The organism is Marinilactibacillus psychrotolerans (genome assembly GCF_900101525.1).
Lineage (GTDB): Bacteria > Bacillota > Bacilli > Lactobacillales > Carnobacteriaceae_A > Marinilactibacillus > Marinilactibacillus psychrotolerans.
This window is the reverse complement of record NZ_FMZD01000006.1, coordinates 14,481-39,115: the sequence shown is the minus strand read 5'-3', so window position 1 is coordinate 39,115 and position 24,635 is coordinate 14,481. Positions and strand designations below refer to the sequence as shown.

The following is a 24,635-nucleotide window of genomic DNA, read 5'->3' as shown; positions in this document are numbered from 1 at the left end:
CTACTTATATGATAGTTATCTAAGTACTTTATGTTGCTACTATTCTAACAATTAAAGCCGTTTCAAGCAATATCTTTTAACCCATAGCTTCTATTTGTTGCTACGATACTATTCGTGGTATTCTATCTATATAGATAGCAAAATTCATAATAGTATTGAAGTAAAGGAGGGACTACTATGTCATTAGGATACATCATTGCTTTAATTATTTTAGGAATAGCTTTAATTGCTCTTATAGCAATCGGGATTATTACCTTTAAAAAAGTTAAACCAACACTCAAAAACTTTAAAGAGACTCAAAATATAGTACAAGACCATATTGAACATTTTACTGGGGAAGCCGATGCTGTACAAACCAAAGTAAATAAAATTATGGAAAGAGTCGAAGATTTACAGAAAGTGTCAAACATCAAAATGCAACGGTTCAACGAATTATCTACCCATGCTTCTAGTTTAAATAATTCCTTAACTTATTTAAAAGAACACAGTGGAGACTATTCAAAAGGCATAGCACAAAATGCTGTAGATGAACTGAAAACAGAGGGTCCAATAATCGCTAAAACATTTAATTTAGCGTTCAAGCGCACGATCGAAAAACAAAAAGCTCGTTATAAAACTAATTAACCAAGTATTGAGAGGAGATTTACACTATGCCAAGAGTAAGCTTAACTAAGGCCATTTTAATGAGTGCTGCATCTGCATTTACAGCTCTATTATTTGCTCCAAAAACAGGCAATCAATTCCGTAAAGAATTAAAATCAGAAGCTACCAAATTAAAAGACTCAAGTGGTGATAAAGCACAAAAACTAATTGAAGATTTTAGAGAGTCTTATACTGAAGCAGACCAAGAGCTACAAGCTGAGCAAGCGGAAATGGATGCTAAACAAGCACAGCTAAATAAAACAATTGAAGAAATTGAAAGAGATCTAGCACAAAAAAGAACCGCTCAAAAGGACTCAGTTATTGATCCCGCTACTGCCTCTCACGCAATGTATGATGATGAGACATTAGGAGATGTTAACGGAACACCTCTTGAACCTAATCAAGATCAAGCCATTCCAAAAGATAAAGTCGATGAAGCTTTACATGATAACTATTTATCAAAAGATAAGGATTTTAAATTAAATAAAGAAAATTTATCTGATGAAAAAGAAGCTTCATTGAAAATTAACCCTAATGACTAATTAAAGAAAAAACTTTCATTTTTAAAAAAACCGATCAAGATTTGGAGTAAATATTCTCCTATAAATCTTGATCGGTTTTATTTTTCTATTTTTTAGGGATCCACACGGAAATCGATTCTGCATTAACTGGAAACACCGCTGTACCTTCTTTATTAATTTCAATTTCTTCTTCTCTGTTCCCGAGTTTATCTATATAGTGTTCACCGGCATGCAGGTCTCCCACATTCATTTCTTTATATCCTTCTTCTCCACTAGACAATACAACTGCACACCCTTCAGGATGCTCATCATCACCTGTACGTGTAAAGCCTAAGCATGTAGCATGATCAAGGTAATTATACTGTTCACCATAGGCATACTCTGTTCTAATATGCATTAATCTTTCAATGACATCAGGGCAACCGTCATAATCAACCTCACCGCTATACCCGTAGTAATCACTATAAAATAGGCAAGGATAGCCATAAGTACTCAATAGAACAATCCCATAAGCTAACGGTTTGAACCATGGCTCCACGTAAGACTCTAAAGACTGTCCCGGCTGAGAATCATGATTTTCTACAAATGTCACAGCTTGTTCCGCATTCTTTTTGTAGAGTGTTCCATCAAAGAGTCTTCTTAAATCAAAATTGGTTTTCTGCTGGGAAGCTTCATGCAAAGCATAATGAAATCTTACATCCATCATTGAAATATTGAAATCCTGGTCTTCTAAATACTCTTCTAAATATTTATATTTCTGATGCCAGTATTCTGCTACAAAGAAAAAGTCTTCACCATATTCTGCACGAACTTCTTCAATCAGTTCTTTCATAAACATGCGGTCAATATGCTTAACGGCATCTAAACGGATCCCATCGATACCTGTTTCTTCTATAAACCATTTGATCCATTTTTTTGTTTCTTCAATAACTTCTGGATGACTATAATCAATATCAGCAAACATTAGATAATCAAAATTACCAAATTCAGTCGATACATTTTCGTCTGGAGCCCAGCCCTTGCCTTCTCCTTCGATACGATAAATTCCCTGTTCTCCAGTAATTTCATCATCAGATACACCTGAAAAATGATACCAGTGCCATTCAAATTCAGAATATTTTCCCTGTCTTCCTGGGAAATTAAAATAAGTCCAAGATTCAATTTCTTTTGCTTCTTCAATTTCTTCATGTCTATCATTTTCATTAACTGCAACTGCCCAGAATTTTTCTGTTCCATCTGCTCCAGCTTTATGATTTAATACCACATCTGCATAAACTTGAATTCCTTCTTTATGCAATGTATCAATAGCATCTAATAATTCCTCTTTTGTCCCATACTTAGTTCGTCTCGTTCCTTTTTGATCAAATTCACCAAGATCATACAAATCGTATATACCGTAGCCTACATCTTTTTGATCCAATGATTTAAAGCAGGGTGGAATCCATACAGCTGTTACTCCTATTTCTCTCAAATGAGCGGCTTCACTTTTCAACTTTTTCCAGTGAGTGCCATCATTAGCTAAATCCCATTCAAAATACTGCATCATTGTTCCGTTATAAGCCATGTTCGTCTCCTCCTACAATCAGCGTTCAATATTAGACACTGTATCAGTACTATTTTATCGGTCAAAACAGAAAGAAACAACTATAACGGCTTACGACTCTATGCCTTTAAAACTCAAATTTAGAGCTAACTCAGAAACTGTCACTTTACAAGCAAGAATTGTCACGCCTTTTTCATCGTATATGCTTGTATTTTAGGTATTCAAGAGATACAATCTAGTTATTGATTTTTTATAGTATCAGAAAGGAAAAATTTTGTATGAGACGCTTGTTAGACCGCTTTTCATTTTTACCCATTCCATTTAAAATCGTTTTAAGTTTTGCTTTCGTTATTTTGATTGGTTCTTTCTTACTTGCTCTTCCGATAAGTCAACAAGCCAGTTCACAAGCTACCTACTTTGACCATCTGTTTACAGCTGTGTCTATGGTTTGTGTGACGGGGCTTTTTACTGAACCTCTAGCTTATACCTATACTATTTTCGGACAAATCATAGGGCTAATTCTAATCAAATTAGGTGGACTAGGATTGATTACGCTTGTAGCAACCATCGTCATGCAACTAGGACGACGTGTAAGTATGAAAGATGAAGTTACTTTACAGCAGGCTTTAAACAGGGGAGATATGATTGGCTTTCGTGAATTTCTGATTTCTGTTGTTAAATATACTTTTTTGATAGAAGGAACTGGGGCAGTTTTTCTGAGTTTTCACATGGTCCCTTTATTCGGATGGACTAAAGGAACATTTACCTCGATTTTCTTGTCTATCTCTGCATTTAATAATGCCGGTTTTGACAATTTAGGCACCACGAGTCTACAAGGCTTTGTAGACTCTCATATTGTTAATATTGTTATTCCTCTTCTGATTATTATTGGAGGAATTGGATTCTCAGTCTGGTTTGACGTTGCTCAAAATTTCAAAGCTTTTATTGCAGTTAGAAGCTGGATAGATTTTAAAGGAAGATACAGAAGGTTGAAATTACACACTCGCTTAGTTCTAAACTGGACGATCTTCCTTATTTTTGCAGCTATGGTTTTATTCATGCTATCTGAATGGAATAACAATGAAACTATTGGAGGATTAAATTTCATTGGTAAAATGCAGGCAACTTTCTTTCAAGCTGTAACACTGCGGACTGCTGGATTTGGTACTGTGGATTATACACATCTTCACTTGTTTACAATCATCTTTATGACTGTGTTCATGTTTATTGGAGGTTCTCCTGGTGGTACTGCCGGTGGTGCGAAAACTTCAACCGTTGCTTTAGTTGTAAAATTATTATGGGCCGAGATTACCGGTCAGCAACATGTACATTACCAAAAAAGAACATTAGATGATGAAATTGTTCAGAGAGCTTTGGTAATTGTTGTGATGTTTGTCATTTTAAATTTTCTTGGTCTATCTCTAATGTCTATATTTGATGAAACCGTCCCTATGCAGTATCTCTTTTTTGAAGCTGTTTCTGCACTTGGTACCGTGGGCTTATCAGCTGATCTTACTTCTGAGTTATCTCGCGGCAGTCAGACAGTCATTATGTTCTTAATGTTCATAGGTAGACTGGGTCCTATCACGATCTTTACAGCATTGGGACTTTTTGATAGAAAACAAAAACCGAAAGTTTATGCATCAGGAAATATCTTAATTGGATAGGAGAGAAAATATTGAATAAAGTTGTTGGGGTATTAGGTCTTGGAGTATTCGGATCAACCATTGCAAAAGAATTAGGTGAACATTATTTTGATGTCATCGCCATAGATAAAGACTTAGTTGATGTAAATCGTGTGGAAGAATATGTAGTACAAGGTGTCCAAGGGGATATTACAGATCTAGATTTATTGAAAAGTATCGGTTTTGAAAAATGTGATACCGTCGTAGTTGGTACAGGTTCAAACCTGGAATCTAGTGTTTTAGCCGTCTTAAATTGCAAAAAGCTAGGCATTAAACATATTATTGCTAAAGCAAAAAACAAAGTTCATAAAGAAATTCTATTAGAAGTTGGCGCGCACGAAATCATTCGCCCAGAAAAAGAAATGGGTGACAGAGTAGCACGCAATATCATGAGAAACAAAATTTTGGATGTTATTGAACTTGATGAAGATAATGCGATTATTGAATTCCTTACACCTAAAGAATGGGTGGGAAAATCATTAATTCAATTAGACTTACGAAACAAATATAAAATTAATGTTATTGGCATGAAAAATTCCGAAGGAGAAAAACTACAAGTTAATCTTTCTCCAGATGAAAAAATTTCTCCTAACAGTATGTTGGTCGCAATAGGAGAACCACATACATTTGAACATCTGGATTATACCAACCAACTAAAATAATCTTATAAAAAAGGCATCCTTTCTTTTACTTTCGTAATAAGAATTGAGGATGCCTTTTATATTTAATTCAGTTTTAGCAATCAAAAATATTAATACACTGGAGCCCAGACATTTTCTAGTACATTTGTCTGATCACGATCTGGTCCTACTGAGAATGTAGAAATATGAACGCCAGTCAATTCAGAAACGCGACGGATGTAATTACGTGCATTTTCCGGTAGTTCTTCTAGTGTTCTACATTTTGTAACATCTTCACTCCAACCTGGAAGTTCTTCATAGATTGGTTTACATTCAGCTAACTCTTTGAGACTAGCCGGATAATGTAAGATTTCTTCTCCATTACGCTCATACGCAGTACAGATTTTGACTATTTCTAATCCAGATAAAACATCAATAGAGTTTAAAGAAAGATTGGTAATGCCTGACACCCTTTTAGCATGGCGCATGACAACACTATCAAACCAGCCTATACGACGTGGACGTCCGGTTGTTGTTCCATATTCATTCCCAGCATCACGAATGAACTGACCTGTATCATTATTCAATTCAGTTGGGAAAGGGCCGTCTCCTACTCTTGATGTATAAGCTTTACATACTCCAACTACTTTATCGATTTTAGAAGGACCAACACCACTCCCAATCGTTACACCGCCAGCAACCGGGTTCGAAGAAGTGACAAAAGGATAGGTCCCTTGATCTATATCCAGCATGACACCTTGGGCACCCTCAAATAATACTCGTTTGCCAGCATCTAATGCATCATTCAATACCACAGATGTATCGCAAACATATTGTTTAAACTGTTGTCCAAATTCATAATACGGCTCAAAAATATCCTCAAATTTTAGCGGTTCTGAGTCATAAATTTGAGTGAAATATCGGTTTTTTTCTTCTAATACAGTTCTTAATCGTTCTTCAAAGATCTCTTTATCCAATAAATCAGCAATTCTGATACCAATACGAGAAGCTTTATCCATATAGGCAGGACCGATTCCTCGAATAGTAGTACCGATTTTCTTGTCACCTTTTGAATCTTCTTGAAGTTGATCCATTTTAATATGATACGGTAAGATCACATGAGCACGATCTGAGATCCGCAAATTATCTGTAGCAATGTTTCTTTCATGTAGATAAGCCAATTCATTTACTAAAGATTTAGGATTAATGACTACTCCATTACCAATCACACTAATCTTATCACTAGCAAAGATACCTGAAGGAATTAAATGCAATTTATAGGTTACACCATCAAATTTAATTGTATGCCCTGCATTGTCTCCTCCTTGATAACGAGCAATCACTTCTGCATTTTCACTTAAAAAATCAGTGATTTTCCCTTTACCTTCATCTCCCCATTGTGTTCCAACAACTACAACCGATGACATTTGTCCACCTCATCTAAAAATTTTTAACCATGTAAATATAAAAAGGAGCACAATCTCCATTCTTAAAACAAAAGTTTATTGATATAAAGGCAGAATATTTATTATTCTGCTGCTCTAAACAATTTGTTTTTAAATGGAGGCGCCCTCCTAATCTATTTTTTACATCAATTAGTTTAATTCTTTAACAACGTTTATTTTACCATAGATTTTTTTTAATTAAATCCCTAATTTTGTATTTATTCTACTTTTAAGAGATTTTGCTAATCTATTGATGATCAAATTGTAATATCGAAATCTAGATCGTTTTCATTTTGTGCCTTTTCATCTTCCTCTGTTCTTGGTTTCCTGACCAGTACTTGTAACCCTACTGAACAAGCCACTCCGATAGTAATAGCTAAAATAAAAATAAATAGGTTACTAGCCATTGGTAAGCCAAATACTCCCGATACGCCTGCTGTAGAAACACCAAAAGCCATCATTATTGCTCCTCCAATCGCAGCACCTAACATATTAGGTCCAATTACACGAAGAGGATCTTGAAATGCATATGGAAGTGCAGCTTCAGTGATGCCAACTAGTCCAGATAAGATAGAACCAGGAGCCATCTTCACCTCTGCTTCACTAAATTTAGACTTAGCAATCAGCGATGCAATTCCAACAGACAAAGCGGGTACCATAATTCCTGGAAATACGGCTGCATTAACTCTAAATCCTATGCCGCTTGGTTCGTTCCATAGCGCAAATACAAATGTGATTGCGATTTTATTCAAAGGTCCTCCCATATCAAATGCACACATCGCACTCAAAATAGCTCCTAATAAAAAAGCATATTGCGGAGCTTCTGAAAGACTAATCAAACTTGCAATAATAAAATCATTTAATGCACCAATAGAAATTGCTACAGGATATGCCATAATAAAATATAAGAACCATCCTGTTAACACAGGAATAAATAGGGTTTTCTTAATTGATTCCATAAATTCTGGAACAGGAATTTTTCTAAAGTAAAGAACAGCATATCCTGCAAGAAATCCAGCAAGTATTGCTCCTAAAAATCCACTTGAAGAAGTATTCTCAATTGTAGGATGAGCGGCAATATATCCGCCTATAAATCCAGGCGCAATAGCTGCTTTATCTCCAATTGCATAAGCTACATATGCTGCAAAAATGGCAGGAATCATATCTATCATAACCCAAGCGAAACCATTTAATGTAGTCATACTGACTGTATCTGCTTGTATGTATTGACTATACATTTCAGTCACTGCAATAGTCATCCCAGCAAATACTATAAATGGCAGCATATATGAAACACCCGTCATCAGAGCTTGTTGAACCTTTCTCATTTTCTTTTCCTTCTTTCTTTACGTCTGTAATTTTTCTTTTATTTTTTCAAGTAATCCATCTGCATTTCTGATAGCCGTACTAATGGGTATTTCGACTTTTTTAACTTTTTCGAAACGCTCCCTTTTTGCTATTCCTACTTCAACTGCTAGAATCACGATATCAGCCTGATCAACTTCACTTTGTGTTAATTCATTTTCTATACCTGTAGCGCCCTGAGTTTCTACTTTAATCTGATACCCTTGTTTTGCTGCAGCATTTTCTAAAGCACGTTTAGCCATGAATGTATGGGCTACTCCTGTCGCACAAGCTGTAACAGCTACTATATTCATAATACTACCTCCCTATCTGCCTTTTTTAAAAATCATCTCTATAAATCTCTTCATCGCTTCATTCTCTGTAATTTCATTTATTTTTCTTTGAACCTCTTCATCCATTAAATGATATGAAAGAGTAGATAACAGTGTTAAATGTGTATCTTGTGCTTCGTCTACAGGCACTAAAATTACAAATAGTTGGGTAATCGCTTCGTCATCTAGCGAATCCCACTCTACTTCATTTTCAAGTTTAAATATAGCTAAGATTGGTGACTCAAGTCCTGCTACTTTTCCATGAGGAATTGCAAAGCCATTTCCAAATCCAGTCGTACTTAAAACTTCTCTTTCTTTTATACCCTTTGCAATAGCCTGTGCATCACTTTCATTATCTAACCAGTTTGAAATAACTCCAGCAATTTCTTCTATCAGTTTCATCTTATCAGTATTAGAATTCGAAAAAGATACTTCTACGTATTTTCTTAATGCTTTTGTCTCATCCTTTTCCACGCTACTTTTCCTCTCTTTTTCCTTATCCGTTTTTTTACGTTGCTTGTCTTTCAGTATACCAGTATAAGAAAAATTATTGAAAAGGTTTGCTCTAACAAAAAAGAATCAAGCAACCAAATTATTAGGCATCATTCCTAACAATCATATGGCTCTTGATTCTCTTGTTTTTTAAGCTCTTGGAATTTGATCTTCCGGGTAATAGGTCAGTGAAGAAAACTTGTTATACTCTTTAATAAAGAGCAATTTGGCAGTACCTCTAGCTCCTGATCGGTTTTTTTCTAGAATAACTTCAACAACGTTATCCTCTACCGGTTCTGGTTCATCTTCATCCCCATCACTACGGTAATAATCATCACGATATAAAAAAGCTACAATATCAGCATCTTGCTCAATTGATCCAGATTCTCTTAAATCACTTAAAATTGGACGCTTATCTTGTCTTTGTTCGACTCCACGAGACAATTGAGACAGAGCTACTACTGGAACAGATAGCTCTTTAGCTAATTTTTTTAACTGACGAGAGATCTCTGAAACTTCTTGCTGTCGACTTTCTCTACCTGTTCCTTCGATTAATTGTAAGTAGTCAATAACCACTAGACCTAAACTACCTCGTTCTTGTTTCAATCTCCGACATTTTGCTCGAATCTCTGCTGTACGTATACCAGGCGTATCATCTATATATATGTTGGCTTTCGATAAACTGCCCATTGCTACAAATAGTTTTGTGAATTCTTCTTCTGTTAATTTACCGGTTCTTAGATTCGAAGCATTGATCGTACCTTCTGCACAAAGCATACGATTCACTAATTGCTCAGCACCCATCTCTAAACTGAAAATAGCCACAGTCTCGTCAGTTTTCGTTCCGATATTCTGAGCTACATTCAAGGCGAATGCGGTCTTTCCTACTCCGGGTCTAGCTGCTAATATAATCAGCTCATCTTCATGCAGTCCTGCAGTCATTTGATCTAACGCCTTATATCCAGTTGATATTCCTGTAATTTCTTCATCGTTCTGGAATAATTCATCAATATTATTAATCGTTTCTCTCAGCACAGTTTCGATATTAACAAAACCGCTACGACTCCTCTTTTCAGATACTTCAAGGATCTTTCTTTCTGCTTCGTCTAAAAGATTTGGCAGGTTACTTGCTTCTTCATATCCTCTTGAAGCAATTTCAGTAGCTGTCTGAATCAGACGACGGAGTATAGAGCGTTCTTCCACGATTTTGGAATAATACTCCACATTTGCAGCAGTAGGGACTGTAGTGGCTATATCAGCCAAATATGGGGTTCCACCAATATCTTCTAGCTGATTTTTAGATTCTAGCTTGTCTGCTATTGTAATAACGTCTATTGCTTCATTTCTTTCACTTAAATCAACCATTGTCTGAAAAATCAGTTGATGAGCACGACGATAAAAATCATCTGCTTCAATATATTCCATTGCTGAAATAAGTGCTTCTGGATTAAGCAAAATAGATCCAAGTACAGACTGCTCAGCTTCAATATTTTGTGGAGGTAAACGATCTCCTAATGGTTCCATTGCCAATATGTTCTCTTCCTTTCACACCCTAAGGTTGTAAATTCATTACTAATTGTACAGGATAAGTACTCAAAAGTATACAAGGGAACTAACGTTTTTTTGTTTCACGTGGAACATTTCTATTAAAATAAAAAGAGAAGCTTCTGACAGCTTCTCTTTAAAGATTATTTAGCTAATTCTAGAACGCGAACAGTTAATTCTGCAGTTACTTCTTTATGCAACTTGACTTCTACTTTTTGTGCACCCAATGCTCGCATTGGGATTTCTTGATTTATTTTTCGTTTATCAACTTTTATCCCTAATTGTTTTTCTATTTCCTTGGCAATTTGCTTAGTAGTAACAGATCCAAATAATCTACCATCTTCAGCAGCTTTCTCATAAATCTCAATTGGATTCTCTTCAATTTTTTTCTTGTCTTGCTTAGCAGATTCTAATATTTCACTTTCTTCACGCTTCACAGCTTTTTTCTTAGCATTTAGCTCTTTCCTTGCCGATTCAGTTGCTTCTTTTGCTAGGCCTTTTTTTAAAAGAAAATTATTTGCGTATCCATCTGACACATTTTTAATTTCCCCTTTTTTTCCTGTACCTTTAACATCTTTTAATAAAATAACTTCCATATTAAAAATTCTCCTTATCTTAGTATTAGTCAAGTGCTTCATTAATTTTTTCAATTAACTCTTCTCTTACTTCTTGAATTGTCTTATCATCTATCTGAGTCGCAGCATTAGATAAGTGACCGCCTCCACCCATCTTTTCCATTATAATTTGAACATTGATTTTTCCTAAGCTACGCGCACTTATTCCAATCATGTCATCCGAGCGTTTGGTAATAACGAAAGCTGCCTCAATGCCAGACATACTAAGCATTGTATCAGCTGTCTGAGCTGCAGTAACTGGAGGGTAAATTACGTTATCTTTTCCATAAGCGATTGCTACCCCCTCATGAACAAATTGAATTGTTTCAATCAGTTTGCTTCTCTTCAAATAAACTTCAGGATCTTCTTTTAGAAGTCTTTGAATCATTGTGGAATTAGCTCCGACAGATTGTAAGTAGCTCGCTGCGTCAAAGGTTCTTGATCCTGTACGTAAACTAAAGTTATTTGTATCTACTATGATTCCACCTAGCATAGCAGTTGCTTCAATCCGATTGATTGGTTCGCCATCTGAAGATACATATTCGAATAGTTCGGTAATCAATTCTGCAGTTGAAGAGGCGTATGGTTCTATATAGACGAGTAATGGATTCTCAGTAAATTCTTCCCCACGTCTATGATGATCGATCACTATATTTCTCTTAGTTTTCTTAAGCAATTCTGGTGCCATAGATAATAAAGGCTTATGATGATCTACCAAGATAACTAAGTCATTCTCGGTTATTTTACTTTCTGCTTCTCTAGGAGATATGATATTTTGATTAACTTGATTATGATTTTCTATTTCTTTCATAAGTTTTTCTACATCACTACTCAAATCATCTTGATCAATAACCACCCAACATTTCTTTTTAAGCATCATAGAAATACGGGCAATGCCTAATGAAGAACCTATCGCATCCATATCAGGATTCTTATGCCCAGTAACGAACACTTGATCGCTTCCTTTGATTAGTTCTTGCATAGCTTGGCTAATCATTCTAGAGCGAACTCTTGTACGTTTTTCCATTGGGTTTGTTTTACCACCATAATATCTCGGCTCTTGATCTACTTCTTTTACGATAGCCTGATCTCCACCACGGCCTAGTGCTAAGTCCAAATTACTTTGAGCAACCTCAGCTAATCTATCAAAGTCATCATCTCCGTAAGCAATCCCTATACTAATAGTCAATGGGAGATTACGTTTAGAAGTTCGATCACGTATACTATCAATAATATTGAACTTCTCATTTTCAATTCTTTTTAGTTCACTTCTATTTAATAATAAAAAGTATTTATCATCAGATGTTTTTTTATAGAAAATACTATGTTGTTTCCCCCAATTAGAAAGATACGTTGTAATCAAACTATTAAATCCAGACACACCACGATCATCAAGGCCTTGAACTACCTCATCATAGTTATCTAAGAATAACCAACCTACTACAGGCCTTGCTTCTTCGTATTTTTCTTTCACTTCTGCGTATTCTGTAATATCCATAAGATAGATCGCATGAATATCTTCTTGAAGAATAATTTGAAATATTTTGTTATTCCAGTTTAATAAATTCGAATCAGTATTATTAAATTCTTGAATCAGTTTATAAAGGTCTTCGTTTACCTCACTAACATGTTTCCCTAATACACTTTCTTCATTTGAGAGTTGAGTTTGCATATACGGATTAATCCAATCAATTTCTTCATTTTGATTGATTAGAATAATACCTATAGGCATTTTAATCAAAGCTTCCTGTTCTCCGCGCTTAATTCTATAGGAAAGATTCAATATATATGAATTCAGCTCTTCCACATATTCTTTACCAAATCTCCAGGCAACGACTATTGTAGTAACAATCAAGAGTAACATGAGCAGCCCTATCCATATATTTGCAATAAAACTTAGTATGGTAAGAACTACTAAAGCTGCTATAGTAAATATAATCATCATTCGCATTAAAGGTTGCTCTAAAAACTTCGGAATAGATTCTTCCTCATTGACTCTTTTCATAATGTCTCCTTTGTTTCAATATTTACACTACTATATTTTAACACTTTTTAATGTTTTATTCTAGACTGTTAAGAAAGGTCAAGACCTTTAATGTTTCACGTGAAACATTAAAAATAAAAAATCGCAACAGATATAGAAATCTGCTACGATTTTGTAAAGTTATAATTAATCTTCTGTTACGAAGGGAAGTAATCCCATAATACGAGCGCGTTTAATTGCTTTAGTTAATTTACGTTGGTTTTTTGCATAAGTTCCCGTTACTCGGCGTGGTAAAATTTTACCACGTTCAGAAATGAAACGTTTTAACAAATCGATATCTTTATAATCGATATATTCAATATGATTTGCTGCAAAGAAGTCAACTTTACGGCGCTTTTTGCCGCCTCTGCGTCCTGCCATTTTATAAATCCTCCTTCTTTAGTTATGAATCAAAACGGTAAATCGTCATCTGAAATATCGATTGGATCATCATTTTTTTCAAATGGATCTTCATCGAAATTCGCATAATTATTTGCATTTTGATTGCTTCCAGGAGCCTGGTTATTTCGTTGTGTATTATTACTGTTGTTTTGATTTGAGTAATTTGAATTATTAGAATATCCAGATCCAGAAGATTCATTGTCATTTTGACCACGTTTTTCTGTAACAGATTTTGGTTCTAACATTTGGAAATTTTCACAAACTACTTCAGTAATGTACACTTTACGACCTTCATTGTTCGTATAGTTACGTGTTTGAATTCGTCCAGTTACACCGACTAGAGAACCTTTCCGCGTGAAATTAGAAATAATTTCCGCAGTTTTTCTCCAGGCTACACAGTTAATAAAGTCTGTTTCTCTTTCTCCTTGAGCGTTTGTAAATGTTCGTTCAACCGCTATAGAAAAAGAAGCAACAGCAGTACCACTACCTGTATAACGTAATTCAGCATCACGGGTCATTCTTCCCACCAATACTACATTATTAATCAATGGTTGTGCTCCTTTCTACATAATCATTTTGCAATTCATCTATGTTTCACGTGAAACATATTAGTCTTCCAAACGTACGATCATGTGACGAAGAATATCTTCGTTAATACGTGCTAGACGTTCGAATTCGTTGATTGCTGCTGCATCATTAGAAACAATGTTTACCAAGCGGTATGTGCCTTCTCGGTATCCTTTGATTTCATAAGCAAAACGACGTTTCGCCCAGTCTTTTGATTCAGTAACTTCAGCTCCGTTATCTTTTAGGATACCTTCGAAACGCTCAACTAGCGCTTTTTTTGTATCTTCCTCGATATTTGGACGGATTATATATAAAATTTCATATTTAGCTGCTTGACTCATCTTTGACTGTCACCTCCTTATGGACTTTGGCCCTTTCATTTGAAAGAGCAAGGAAAGTATTCTTAAAAGAGTACTCACTTCGAACAAGTATAACATAATATAGGTTAAATGGCAACCATTACTATGACAAATAATTGATAAAAGATAGGCACTTTTTAATCTATTCTATCCTAAAAGAGCCTGTTAACTCGATAGATATTTCTTCGAGTTAACAGGCTCTTTTTTATTCATTATTCTTCTGTGTTATTTTCTGAATCTTCTTGTATTATTTCTTCAGCTTCTATTGGTGTCTCTATTGAATGATCTACTACTTCTGAGTCAGCAGTTTCACCTTCTATTTCTTCTTGAGGTTCTACTTTGGCAAGTGTAGAAACTTTTCCGCCTTCTTCTAGACGCATTAATCTAACACCTTGCGTTGCACGACCAGTTTGGGAAATATTTTTAGAATGGAATCGGATGATTACGCCACTGTTAGTAATTAACATAATATCTTCATGTCCATCTACTGTTTTCAGACCAATAAGTGGTCCGTTCTTTTCGGTAACATTAGCGGTTTTGACCCCTTTACCACCACGACCACGAATTGCATACTCTTTTGCTGGAGTTCGTTTACCATAGCCATTCTCAGTAATCATCAAGACTTCTGAGTCTTCTTCTAGTAAGTCCATACCAACTACATTGTCCCCATCTCTAAGATTGATTCCTCGTACGCCTGCTGCTGCTCTACCCATACTTCTTACTTTACTTTCATGGAAACTGACAGCATATCCATCTCGTGTACCAATAATGATATTTTGATCACCATTTGTTAAAGAGACATCAATCAGTTCGTCTTCATCTCTTAAGACAATTGCTCTTAACCCACTAGTACGAATATTAGTGAATTCACTTAAGGAAGTGCGCTTAACGGTACCTTTACGTGTTGTAAAGAAAAGGTGCTCATTTTCCGCTGCTTCTCCTCGCCTATTGATAATCGCTTGTATTTTTTCAGTATTTTCGATACCTAAAAAGTTTATTGCTGGGATTCCTTTAGCGGTACGCCCATATTCCGGAATCTCATAGCCTTTAGCCTTGTAAACTTTCCCAGTATTCGTAAAGAAAAGCAGTAAATCATGCGTAGAACAAGTCAACAATGTTTCTACAAAGTCATCTGTGTTCGTACCCATTCCTTTAACGCCTCTACCACCACGATTTTGTGCTTTAAATTCAGAAATTGGCATACGTTTCATGTAGCCATTATGAGATAATGTGATGGTAATTTCTTCTTCTTCAATCAAATCCTCATCTTCTAAGCTTAATGATTCTCCAACCAATAGTTCCGTGCGACGGTCATCACCATGTTTATCAGAGATTTCTTCTAGTTCACTTTCAATAATTTCGTTGATTCGCTCGGGACGAGCAAGAATATCTTTTAAATCATTGATTGTTGAAATCAGCTCTTGATACTCTCCCTCAATTTTTTCCCGTTCTAAACCAGTTAAACGTACCATCCGCATATCCAGGATAGCCTGTGACTGACGCTCAGAAAGACTGAATTTTTCAATCAGTGTTTCTTTAGCAATCTGTCCTGTCTGTGAACCTCGAATAATTGAAATAATTTCATCAATATGATCTAACGCAATACGTAAACCTTCTAGAATATGAGCCCGCGCTTCGGCTTTTTTCTTATCATATTCTGTTCTTCTTCTAATCACAATTCGTTGATGTTTCAAATATTCTACCAAAATCTCTTTAAGGCCTAACGTTTTAGGGATACCATTTACGATTGCCAGCATATTAAATCCAAAAGAAGTTTGCATAGGCGTCATTTTATACAGATTATTTAAAATTACACTAGCTGAAACGTCTCTTCTGACATCAATAACAACGCGCATACCATCTCTATCCGACTCATCATTCAAGTCTGTAATTCCTTCAATACGTTTATCTCTTGCTAATTCAGCAATACGCTCGACTAACTTAGCTTTATTTACTAAATATGGAAGTTCATCAACAATAATACGTTCACGACCATTTTTTTGAATCTGGATATGTGCTTTTGCACGAACTTTGATTGACCCTCGGCCAGTCTCATAAGCTTTTCTGATTCCGGATTTACCCAAAACCATTGCCCCGGTAGGGAAATCAGGCCCCGGTAAAGCTTCCATAAGATCAGCAACAGTTGCTTCACTGTTGTTCATAAGTATGCGACAAGCTGCAATGACTTCTCTAAGGTTATGCGGCGGTATATTTGTTGCCATTCCTACTGCGATTCCAGAAGCACCATTTACGAGCAGATTAGGAAATCTTGCTGGTAATACGTCTGGTTCTCTTTCAGAACCATCATAGTTGTCATGATAATTAATGGTATCTTTATTGATATCACGCAACATCTCTAATGCAATTTTGCTCATTTTGGCTTCTGTATAACGCATAGCTGCTGCACTATCCCCATCTACAGACCCAAAGTTTCCATGACCATCTATCAATGGATTTCTATAGCTAAAATCTTGTGCCATCCGTACCATAGATTCATAGATAGCAGAATCCCCATGTGGATGATACTTACCCATTACATCTCCGACAATACGGGCAGATTTCTTATAAGCTTTATCAGGTGTCATTCCTAGTTCATTCATTCCATACAATATACGACGGTGGACAGGTTTTAATCCATCTCGTACGTCTGGTAAGGCACGGGAAACAATAACACTCATTGCATAATCCAGAAATGAATTTCTCATTTCACTGGATAGATTAATTTGTTCCATACGTGCTTCTTTATTTTCAGCCAAGTATTTTGTCCTCCTTTATTTTTCAAATCTACGACATTCTAAATACCGTGCATCTATGCTATTGACTCATACACAGCACACGGTACAGAAGACTGTTACTTTTTTTCAAGCTCATCTGAGTTCTAATTAAATATCTATATTCTGAACGTATTGGGCATTGTCTTCGATAAATACTCGACGAGGTTCAACTTTTTCACCCATTAACATATCAAACACGACGTCTGCTTCGATTGCATCTTCAACCGTTACTTGAAGTAAGCGACGATTTTCAGGATTCATAGTCGTTTCCCAAAGTTGTTCAGCATCCATCTCTCCAAGACCTTTATAACGTTGAATATCTGGTTTAGGAGTTGGTGGAATTTCTTTAAGATATTCATCTAATTGTTTTTCTGTATCAAGATATACTTCTTTTTTCCCTTGTTTAACTTGATATAAAGGTGGCTGTGCGATATAAACAAACCCAGCCTCTATTACTGGTCTCATATAACGGAAAATCAATGTTAGTAATAATGTACGAATATGCGCGCCATCTACATCAGCATCCGTCATAATGATTAATTTATGATAGCGGGCCTTATCAATTTCAAATTCTTCTCCAAATCCAGTTCCCATCGCTGTAAATAATGAACGAATTTCTTCATTCGCTAATATACGGTCGATTGAAGCTTTTTCTACATTTAGAATCTTCCCTCTGATCGGTAAGATTGCCTGGAACAGTCTTGAACGTCCTTGCTTAGCAGAACCGCCCGCAGAGTCTCCCTCTACAATAAAGATTTCTGATTTTTCAGGATCTTTAGAAGAACAATCCGCTAATTTTCCTGGAAGGTTACTGATTTCTAGTCCGTTTTTCTTTCGGGTAACTTCTCTAGCACGTTTAGCTGCTAAGCGTGCACGAGCTGCAAGTAGTGCTTTTTCAACAATCTGTCTACCCATAGTTGGATTTTCCATTAAGAAACGATCAAAATGCTCACTGAATAGACGATCAGTAATTGTACGAACTTCTGAATTGCCTAGTTTTGTTTTTGTTTGTCCTTCAAATTGAGGATCCGGGTGTTTAATACTTAATACAACTGTTAATCCTTCACGTACATCTTCACCCGTTAAATTATCATCATTTTCTTTTATAATCTTATTACGACGAGCATAATCATTAATAATTCTAGTTAATGCGGTTTTAAACCCAAACTCATGTGATCCACCTTCATAAGTATGAATATTATTTGCGAAACTCATAATATTCGTATGGAAACCATCTGTATGCTGCATAGCAACTTCTACGACGATACCTTCTTGTTCACCTTCAAGAAAAATAGGTTCTTCGTATAATGTTGTTTTTGTTTGATTTAAATAGCTAACATAACTTTTAATACCACCTTCATAGTGATAATCTAAACGAACGGGTTCTTCTTCTCTACGATCTTCAATAGAAATTTTTAATCCTTTATTCAAAAAGGCTAATTCTCTAACGCGAGTAGCTAATTTATTAAAATCATACTCCGTTGTTTCTTTAAAAATCTCAGCATCCGCTTTGAACCGAACTTCCGTTCCGCGTTTATCAGTTGTAACGGTTTCTTTTAAGTCATACATAACCGCTCCACGTTCATAACGCTGATTGTAGACTTTACCATTTTTGTGGACATCTACTTCAAGATATTCTGAAAGAGCATTTACAACTGAAGATCCTACACCGTGTAATCCTCCAGAAACTTTATATCCGCCACCACCGAATTTACCACCGGCATGCAAAATAGTAAAAACAGTCTCCACAGCGGGACGTCCTGTTTTCTGCTGAATATCAATTGGGATTCCACGACCATCATCTGTAACTGTTACAATATTTTCAGGTTCAATCGTTATTGTAATATGTTCTGCATATCCTGCCATCGCCTCATCGATAGAGTTATCTACAATCTCCCATACAAGGTGGTGCAAGCCTGCTTCACCTGTTGAACCAATGTACATACCCGGACGTTTTCTAACAGCTTCTAGGCCCTCTAATACTTGAATCTGACTAGCATCATATTCTTCACGTAATTCTACGACTTCTTTTGGAGTCAGTTGCTCATCTGCCAAATTTATTCACTCTCCCTAACAATCTTCCCATTTGATACTTTAAAAATACGGGGGTCATTCAATAACTCTTTTTTAACGCCATCCAGACTTGTGGTCGTTAAGAATGTTTGGACTTTATCTTGAATTGATTTAAGTAAATGAGTTTGACGGTCATCATCTAATTCACTTAGTACATCGTCCAATAATAAAACGGGGTATTCCCCCGTCATTTCATACATTAATTCAATTTCTGCCAGTTTTACACTTAAAGCAGTTGTTCTTTGTTGCCCTTGAGATCCGTAGGTTTGAACATTCTTTTCGTTGATGTAAAAGCGGAGGTCATCTCTATGGGGGCCAATAACTGTAGTGCCTTGGTCTATTTCTCTTTGCTGATTTTTTTCGAATTGCTCTAACAAATCCAGCATTAATTGATTTTTATCCTTTTCAGATTGTACTGAAAAGGAGGAAGCATATTCTATGCGTAGTTCTTCTTTCGCTTGAGAGATATCTCTATGGATCGGTCGAGCCCACTCTTCCAAGCGTTTAGTAAATTTAAAACGTTCACTTAGTACTTCTGCACCTTCAGCTGCCAACTGGTCATTCAATACTTCTAAATAGGTCTGATCTAATTTATTTTTAAACCTAGCTTGTTTTAGATATTGATTCCGCTGTTTAAGGATTTTCTGATATTCAACTAGATGATGAAGATAGATCGGACTCATCTGCCCCATTTCCATATCCAGAAATTTTCTTCGTACAGAAGGTGCACCTTTCACTAAAGATAGATCTTCAGGTGCAAACAAAATAACATTTAAATGTCCGATATATCCGCTCAGCTTTTTTTGCTCAAGACGATTTAATTTTGCTTTCTTTCCTTTTTTAGAAAGAACAATCTCCAATGGAAATTTACTTTGATTTTTCTCAATTAATCCAGTAACTTTTGCAAAGTCCTGATCCCATCCAATTAACTCTTTATCGTTAGCAGTCCGATGACTTCTAGCCATTGCCAGTACATAGATACTTTCCATCATATTTGTTTTCCCTTGAGCATTTTCACCAAGAAAAACATTTATGTTTTTAGAGAACTCAACTTCCGCTTTATCATAATTCCGGTATCCTGTTAGTCGAAGATCTTTCAGAAACATTAGGCATCCTCTGGTTTTAAAGACTCTACTACAAAGCTGCCAACTTCTGGAATATCTACTATAGAACCATTATAAAGCTTTTTGCCTCGTCTATTTTCAAGTTCTCCATTTACGTATACTTCAAACTGTTCTAAAAATGGTTTTGCCATTCCGCCACTTGAGATTACATTTGCGTGTTTTAGAAACTGTCCTAAAGTAATATACGCTTGTTCAATTTGTATTGGGGTGTTCACCACTATCGGCTCCTTAAAATTAAGAAATCTATGTTCTATCTATTCGTTATTTTTCCACAGTATTCTTATATTATTATAACCCAAAAATCAGTCCAATACAAATTTAAGTGGAAAATAATGGCCTCTGATAGATTTTTGATATAAAAAAAGAAATATCATTTTTTTTATTAAACACGCTCAGAATTCAAAAATAAGCAAAATTTATAGTGCACCCTATTTATTTTCCATAAGAACAAAAAAATCCTAGATAAGAAGGTAGTGTAACTTTGCTTTCTTCTTATCTAGGATTATTCAATTTGATTAATCAAGCTTATGAAGTACGAATCGGTGTAATTAGTTGAATAAATTCTCTGTTATCATCACTTGGCACCAATACAAACGGTCTTAAAGTTGAAATTAATTTTAAGGTAATTTCCACAGGACCAAAAGTATTCAATGCTGCTTTTAAATAATCTGGATTAAATGAAATTTCCATTTCTTCTCCATCGATATTTGTAAACGAAACATTTTCGTTTACTCGACCAACTTCTGGAGAATTTCCTGTGATCTCAAGTTCATTTTTACTCACAGATAGTTTGACAACATTATTCTTACCTTCATGAGATAAAAGGGAAGCACGTTCTACAGCTCCAAGCAATACTTGGGCATCAAGCGTAATTTGAGTTGAAGAATTCTCTGGAATCAAACGATCTGTATCGGGATAATTTCCTTCTAATAAGCGAGAGTAGAAATGTGTATCTTCTGTCTTAAATAAAATCTGATTTTCAGCAATTGCTACAGTAATCTCTTCTAATGAATCATCTAGTAATCTAGACAATTCTTGAAGACTTTTTCCTGGTATAACAATATTATAAGAAAAGTCTCCAGCTGATTCTAACGGTATCACTCGCTGACTTAGACGATGACTATCCGTTGCAACAGCTTTTAATTTTCCTTCTTTAAGAGACAGATTTACTCCAGTTAGAATAGGACGACTTTCATGTGAAGAAACAGCTATAACTGTTTGTTTTACAATAGTTTTCAGTAATTGAACAGGTAGTGTAAAAGCTTGATCAGTATCAATTTCTGGTAAATGTGGATAGTTTGCAGCATCCAATCCATTAATCAGAAAAGATGAAGAAGATGACTTAATTGCTGTCTGAACCCGATCCATTACTTCTACAGAAAATGTTTCATCTGGTAATTTGTTGACGATATCGCTAAAGAAACGAGCAGGTTGTAAGACAATACTACCTTCTTCTTCAATTCTCAATGTAGCTTTTTCATCCTGTACAGAAATAAGTGTTTCAATAGAAATATCGGAGTTGCTACCCGTTAGTTTAATTCCTTCTGAATCCGCAACAAGTTTTATCCCCGTTAATATTGGTATCGTTGTTCTTGAAGAAACAGCGAGCTGAACATCTTTAAGTTTTTTTAGAAAAGCTATTCTATTGACTGTAAATTTCATAAAATCCCTCCGTGCAATTTATTAGTATAAGTATAGCATAATGATCTTGCTGTTTAGATTTAAAGGCTCGTATATTTTATAGATAATGCTATATATATTTATATAAATAATATAGTAATAGTAGTAGGGCCTGTGTATACTGTGGAAAAGTAAAAAAAGCCTTAGAAATAAGAGTTTTCCACCTGTGGATAATCTGTGGGTAACTTTGTGCAGAACCCCTATAGTTATACACAAGCTGAAAAATAAACTTTCCTTAACTATTGTAGACTTTTTTTGATTTGTTCAAGTTCATGTTTTAAGTCATCATCTTTAGTTAACGCTTTTTCTATCTTTTCATAAGCATGTATGACAGTAGTATGATCTTTTCCACCAAATTCTTTCCCAATTTTGGGTAAAGAGTTATTGGTCATTTCTCGAGAAAGGTACATTGCGATCTGTCTAGGCAATACAATCTGTCGGACTCTTTTTTTCCCTTTCAAGTCAGCTAAAGTTATTTGATAATATTTACTAACTACTTGTTGGATTGTGGCAATTGAAATATCGAGATTTTTATCTTTTTTGACCATACTTTTTAAAGCATCAGCTGCTAGGCTTGTGGTAATATCGTTTCTTTGAATAGCTGAATAAGCTTGGACTCTTACTAATGCCCCTTCTAACTCACGAATATTTGAATCGATTTGCCCAGCTATATAGCTTAATGTGTCATTTGGTATTTCAAGACCTTCAGCATTGGCTTTTTTTCGTAAAATTGCAATTCTTGTTTCTAAATCTGGAGGCGTAATATCTACAGAGAGTCCCCATGCAAATCTTGAAACTAATCTTTCTTGAAGTTTAGGAATTTCATTTGGTAAACGATCACTGGTTAAAACAATTTGTTTGCGATCATCATACAATGCATTAAAAGTATGGAAAAATTCTTCTTGTGTTCCTTCTTTATCTGCAAAAAATTGAATATCATCCACCAACAATAGATCTACATTTCTGTATTGCTGTCTGAACTTTTCTTGTGTTCTATTTTGGATAGAGTTAATAAAATCATTTGCAAAATTTTCGCTTGATACATATTTAATTTTTGCATTTGGGTTAATCTGCAAATATTGATGTCCAATCGCGTGCATTAAATGTGTTTTTCCGAGTCCAACTCCACCATAGAAAAACAAGGGATTATAGATTGTACCAGGCTCTTCAGCAACCACTAAAGCTGCCGCGTGAGCCATTTGGTTTCCTTTACCAATAACAAAAGTGTCAAAAGAGTATTTACTATTTAAAGTGCTAGATACCATACTAATGTGATCAAAAGATTCGCTCTTTTGAGGCTCTTTGTTTTCTTCATGGTTAGCTTGTTCTTCTGATGTGACAAATAGCGGTGAAATTTCACGACCAAAATACTCATATAAGTACTCTACCATTCTAGTAGTGAGGTTATTTTGCCAATATTCCTTATGCAAAGTTGATGGCACTTCTACAGTAACAGAGTTGTCGGTAACTCGGACGAGGTTAGCGCTTTGGATCCATGTATCGTAACTAACTTTTGAAAGAGACTGTTTAAATTTATCTTGTAAATATATCCATAATGGTTGTGGGTTGTTCATCATGTTCCTCCTCGTCTCAGTAAGTGTTTTTTTATTTTATCACGTATGAGACAAGTTTTCCACAGTTGAATAAAAATGTTAATAAACTATCCAAAGGGTGTTCAGATAGTTATCCACAAGCAAGTGGATAAGAAAATAATCAAGGAAGAAAAGAAAAACTTAAACAAGGAATGTGGATAACTTTAATATAAAACAGGCTTACATCACAGGGTTAATCACGGTTATGCACATTGTTTTCCAGCTTGTGGACAACTTTGTTAACAAGGTGTGGGTTTGTGGGGAATCAAAGAATAAGGCTGTTGATAGAAAAAAGTTGTTATAAAGTTATACGCAGTATTGTGGATAACATGTAAAGAAAAAAAGACCAAGAAAAAGCAAGAACGTTATCTATATAAAATTATCTTTGCCAAATTTATAAAGGAAGACTTGACAAATCCCTTTACTTTACTTAATATAATATAGTCTGTCTATGTTATGATGCAAAATTTAGATAGCATTTTGTAACCTTTAAATAGTAAACAGAGATATTGGAATGATTCAGGAGGTGTATGATCAATGTCACAACAAGGATTAACATATCAACCTAAAAAACGTAAGCGTCAAAAAGTACACGGATTCCGTAAGCGTATGAGTACTAAAAACGGACGTAGAGTATTGAAAGCAAGACGTCGTAAAGGAAGAAAAAGAATTTCAGCATAAGAAATAATAGGCGACGATAGCTTCTTATTACAATATAAGAGCTTGTCGCCTTTTTTTGTTTTCATTAATCTTATTATTATTAAATCAAGCAGGAAATAGAATGAGCAAAGGAAGGTGAAGACTATAATGAAAAAAGCTTATCGAGTTAAAAAAGAAGCAGAATTTCAAAAAGTCTTCCATCAAGGTAAGTCCGTTGCGAATCGACAATTTGTGGTTTATGTTTTAGATAAACCCGATCAAAGTCATTTTAGAGTAGGTATTTCTGTTGGGAAGAAAACTGGAAATGCACCTGTTCGGAATGCAATCAAAAGGAAAATTAGACACGCATTGATAGAATTTGACCAAAAAAGTGAATTGAAGCAAGAGAAAGATTTTTTAATTATCGCAAGAAAACCCACAGCTGATATGTCATTTTTTGAAATAAAAAAGAGTTTGAATCATGTACTGAGATTAGCTAAAATGATGTAAAATATTTGAATAGATATTAGCTATAATTTAAAAAATAAGGATGTTTAATTGACTTATTTTGATTTATAATAGATTTAGCGCACAAGAATTTGGAAAAGAGGTAAAAGAA

Annotated in this window: 23 protein-coding genes; 6 read left to right on the top strand and 17 right to left on the bottom strand. The window is 35.2% G+C overall.

Annotation, left to right across the window (positions count from 1 at the left end; translation table 11 throughout):
• Nucleotides 1-177 precede the first annotated feature (177 nt).
• Both BLT22_RS04455 and BLT22_RS04450 read left to right on the top strand, forming a co-directional pair.
• A complete protein-coding gene (locus tag BLT22_RS04455; protein ID WP_091761096.1) occupies nt 178-624 on the top strand; it encodes a DUF948 domain-containing protein in 447 nt (148 codons plus the stop codon).
• A gap of 26 nt (nt 625-650) precedes the next feature.
• Nucleotides 651-1,184 carry a YtxH domain-containing protein gene (locus BLT22_RS04450; protein ID WP_087058237.1) on the top strand — a complete coding sequence of 178 codons (534 nt, stop codon included), beginning with the start codon at nt 651-653 and terminating at the stop codon, nt 1,182-1,184.
• Between the two features lie 85 nt (nt 1,185-1,269).
• Here the strand turns inward: BLT22_RS04450 and BLT22_RS04445 are convergent, their stop codons facing one another.
• Nucleotides 1,270-2,727, bottom strand: coding sequence for an alpha-amylase (locus tag BLT22_RS04445; protein WP_091761094.1), 1,458 nt, complete (start codon nt 2,725-2,727; stop codon nt 1,270-1,272).
• Between the two features lie 257 nt (nt 2,728-2,984).
• Here BLT22_RS04445 and BLT22_RS04440 point away from each other — a divergent pair, with 257 nt between their 5' ends.
• Together BLT22_RS04440 and BLT22_RS04435 are read left to right on the top strand one after the other, a co-directional pair.
• Complete coding sequence (locus tag BLT22_RS04440; protein WP_091761092.1) at nt 2,985-4,373, top strand: TrkH family potassium uptake protein; 1,389 nt, start codon at nt 2,985-2,987, stop codon at nt 4,371-4,373.
• A gap of 11 nt (nt 4,374-4,384) precedes the next feature.
• The gene (locus BLT22_RS04435; protein ID WP_226910093.1) at nt 4,385-5,053 is read left to right on the top strand and encodes a potassium channel family protein; all 669 of its coding nucleotides are present in this window, start codon (nt 4,385-4,387) and stop codon (nt 5,051-5,053) included.
• A gap of 89 nt (nt 5,054-5,142) precedes the next feature.
• Here the strand turns inward: BLT22_RS04435 and BLT22_RS04430 are convergent, their stop codons facing one another.
• The 16 genes from BLT22_RS04430 to dnaA form a co-directional block, all read right to left on the bottom strand.
• On the bottom strand, nt 5,143-6,438 hold the full coding sequence (locus tag BLT22_RS04430) for an adenylosuccinate synthase (protein ID WP_087058229.1): 1,296 nt from the start codon (nt 6,436-6,438) through the stop codon (nt 5,143-5,145).
• A 275-nt stretch (nt 6,439-6,713) separates the two neighbouring features.
• Nucleotides 6,714-7,784, bottom strand: coding sequence for a PTS fructose transporter subunit IIC (locus tag BLT22_RS04425; protein ID WP_091761091.1), 1,071 nt, complete (start codon nt 7,782-7,784; stop codon nt 6,714-6,716).
• Nucleotides 7,785-7,802: 18 nt separating this feature from the next.
• Nucleotides 7,803-8,114 carry a PTS fructose transporter subunit IIB gene (locus BLT22_RS04420; protein ID WP_091761089.1) on the bottom strand — a complete coding sequence of 104 codons (312 nt, stop codon included), beginning with the start codon at nt 8,112-8,114 and terminating at the stop codon, nt 7,803-7,805.
• Nucleotides 8,115-8,126: 12 nt separating this feature from the next.
• Nucleotides 8,127-8,606, bottom strand: coding sequence for a PTS sugar transporter subunit IIA (locus BLT22_RS04415; protein WP_091761087.1), 480 nt, complete (start codon nt 8,604-8,606; stop codon nt 8,127-8,129).
• Nucleotides 8,607-8,774: 168 nt separating this feature from the next.
• Nucleotides 8,775-10,148, bottom strand: coding sequence for a replicative DNA helicase (gene dnaB, locus BLT22_RS04410; protein WP_087058253.1), 1,374 nt, complete (start codon nt 10,146-10,148; stop codon nt 8,775-8,777).
• Nucleotides 10,149-10,312: 164 nt separating this feature from the next.
• Nucleotides 10,313-10,765, bottom strand: a complete 453-nt coding sequence (gene rplI / locus BLT22_RS04405) for a 50S ribosomal protein L9 (protein ID WP_091761086.1) — start codon at nt 10,763-10,765, stop codon at nt 10,313-10,315.
• A gap of 25 nt (nt 10,766-10,790) precedes the next feature.
• Nucleotides 10,791-12,788, bottom strand: a complete 1,998-nt coding sequence (locus BLT22_RS04400) for a DHH family phosphoesterase (RefSeq protein ID WP_091761084.1) — start codon at nt 12,786-12,788, stop codon at nt 10,791-10,793.
• A 165-nt stretch (nt 12,789-12,953) separates the two neighbouring features.
• Nucleotides 12,954-13,187 carry a 30S ribosomal protein S18 gene (rpsR, locus tag BLT22_RS04395; protein WP_087058217.1) on the bottom strand — a complete coding sequence of 78 codons (234 nt, stop codon included), beginning with the start codon at nt 13,185-13,187 and terminating at the stop codon, nt 12,954-12,956.
• Nucleotides 13,188-13,216: 29 nt separating this feature from the next.
• Nucleotides 13,217-13,756, bottom strand: a complete 540-nt coding sequence (gene ssb, locus BLT22_RS04390; protein WP_091761083.1) for a single-stranded DNA-binding protein — start codon at nt 13,754-13,756, stop codon at nt 13,217-13,219.
• A 60-nt stretch (nt 13,757-13,816) separates the two neighbouring features.
• The gene (gene rpsF, locus BLT22_RS04385; RefSeq protein ID WP_087058213.1) at nt 13,817-14,116 is read right to left on the bottom strand and encodes a 30S ribosomal protein S6; all 300 of its coding nucleotides are present in this window, start codon (nt 14,114-14,116) and stop codon (nt 13,817-13,819) included.
• A 230-nt stretch (nt 14,117-14,346) separates the two neighbouring features.
• On the bottom strand, nt 14,347-16,866 hold the full coding sequence (gene gyrA, locus BLT22_RS04380) for a DNA gyrase subunit A (RefSeq protein WP_176935335.1): 2,520 nt from the start codon (nt 16,864-16,866) through the stop codon (nt 14,347-14,349).
• Between the two features lie 150 nt (nt 16,867-17,016).
• Nucleotides 17,017-18,963, bottom strand: coding sequence for a DNA topoisomerase (ATP-hydrolyzing) subunit B (gene gyrB / locus BLT22_RS04375; protein WP_091761080.1), 1,947 nt, complete (start codon nt 18,961-18,963; stop codon nt 17,017-17,019).
• A gap of 2 nt (nt 18,964-18,965) precedes the next feature.
• A complete protein-coding gene (gene recF, locus BLT22_RS04370; protein ID WP_087058206.1) occupies nt 18,966-20,087 on the bottom strand; it encodes a DNA replication/repair protein RecF in 1,122 nt (373 codons plus the stop codon).
• A complete protein-coding gene (gene yaaA / locus BLT22_RS04365) occupies nt 20,087-20,320 on the bottom strand; it encodes a S4 domain-containing protein YaaA (RefSeq protein ID WP_087058204.1) in 234 nt (77 codons plus the stop codon). Before yaaA ends, recF begins: the two co-directional genes overlap by 1 nt.
• 310 nt (nt 20,321-20,630) lie before the next feature.
• Nucleotides 20,631-21,767 (bottom strand): DNA polymerase III subunit beta, encoded by a 1,137-nt coding sequence (gene dnaN, locus BLT22_RS04360; protein ID WP_087058202.1) that lies wholly within the window; start codon nt 21,765-21,767, stop codon nt 20,631-20,633.
• A 257-nt stretch (nt 21,768-22,024) separates the two neighbouring features.
• On the bottom strand, nt 22,025-23,359 hold the full coding sequence (dnaA, locus tag BLT22_RS04355) for a chromosomal replication initiator protein DnaA (protein ID WP_091761078.1): 1,335 nt from the start codon (nt 23,357-23,359) through the stop codon (nt 22,025-22,027).
• A 555-nt stretch (nt 23,360-23,914) separates the two neighbouring features.
• On the opposite strand from dnaA, the gene rpmH reads away from it, so the two are divergent.
• Both rpmH and rnpA read left to right on the top strand, forming a co-directional pair.
• Nucleotides 23,915-24,058 carry a 50S ribosomal protein L34 gene (gene rpmH, locus BLT22_RS04350; protein WP_072693642.1) on the top strand — a complete coding sequence of 48 codons (144 nt, stop codon included), beginning with the start codon at nt 23,915-23,917 and terminating at the stop codon, nt 24,056-24,058.
• A 126-nt stretch (nt 24,059-24,184) separates the two neighbouring features.
• Complete coding sequence (rnpA, locus tag BLT22_RS04345) at nt 24,185-24,526, top strand: ribonuclease P protein component (protein ID WP_091761077.1); 342 nt, start codon at nt 24,185-24,187, stop codon at nt 24,524-24,526.
• The last annotated feature ends 109 nt before the right edge of the window (nt 24,527-24,635 follow it).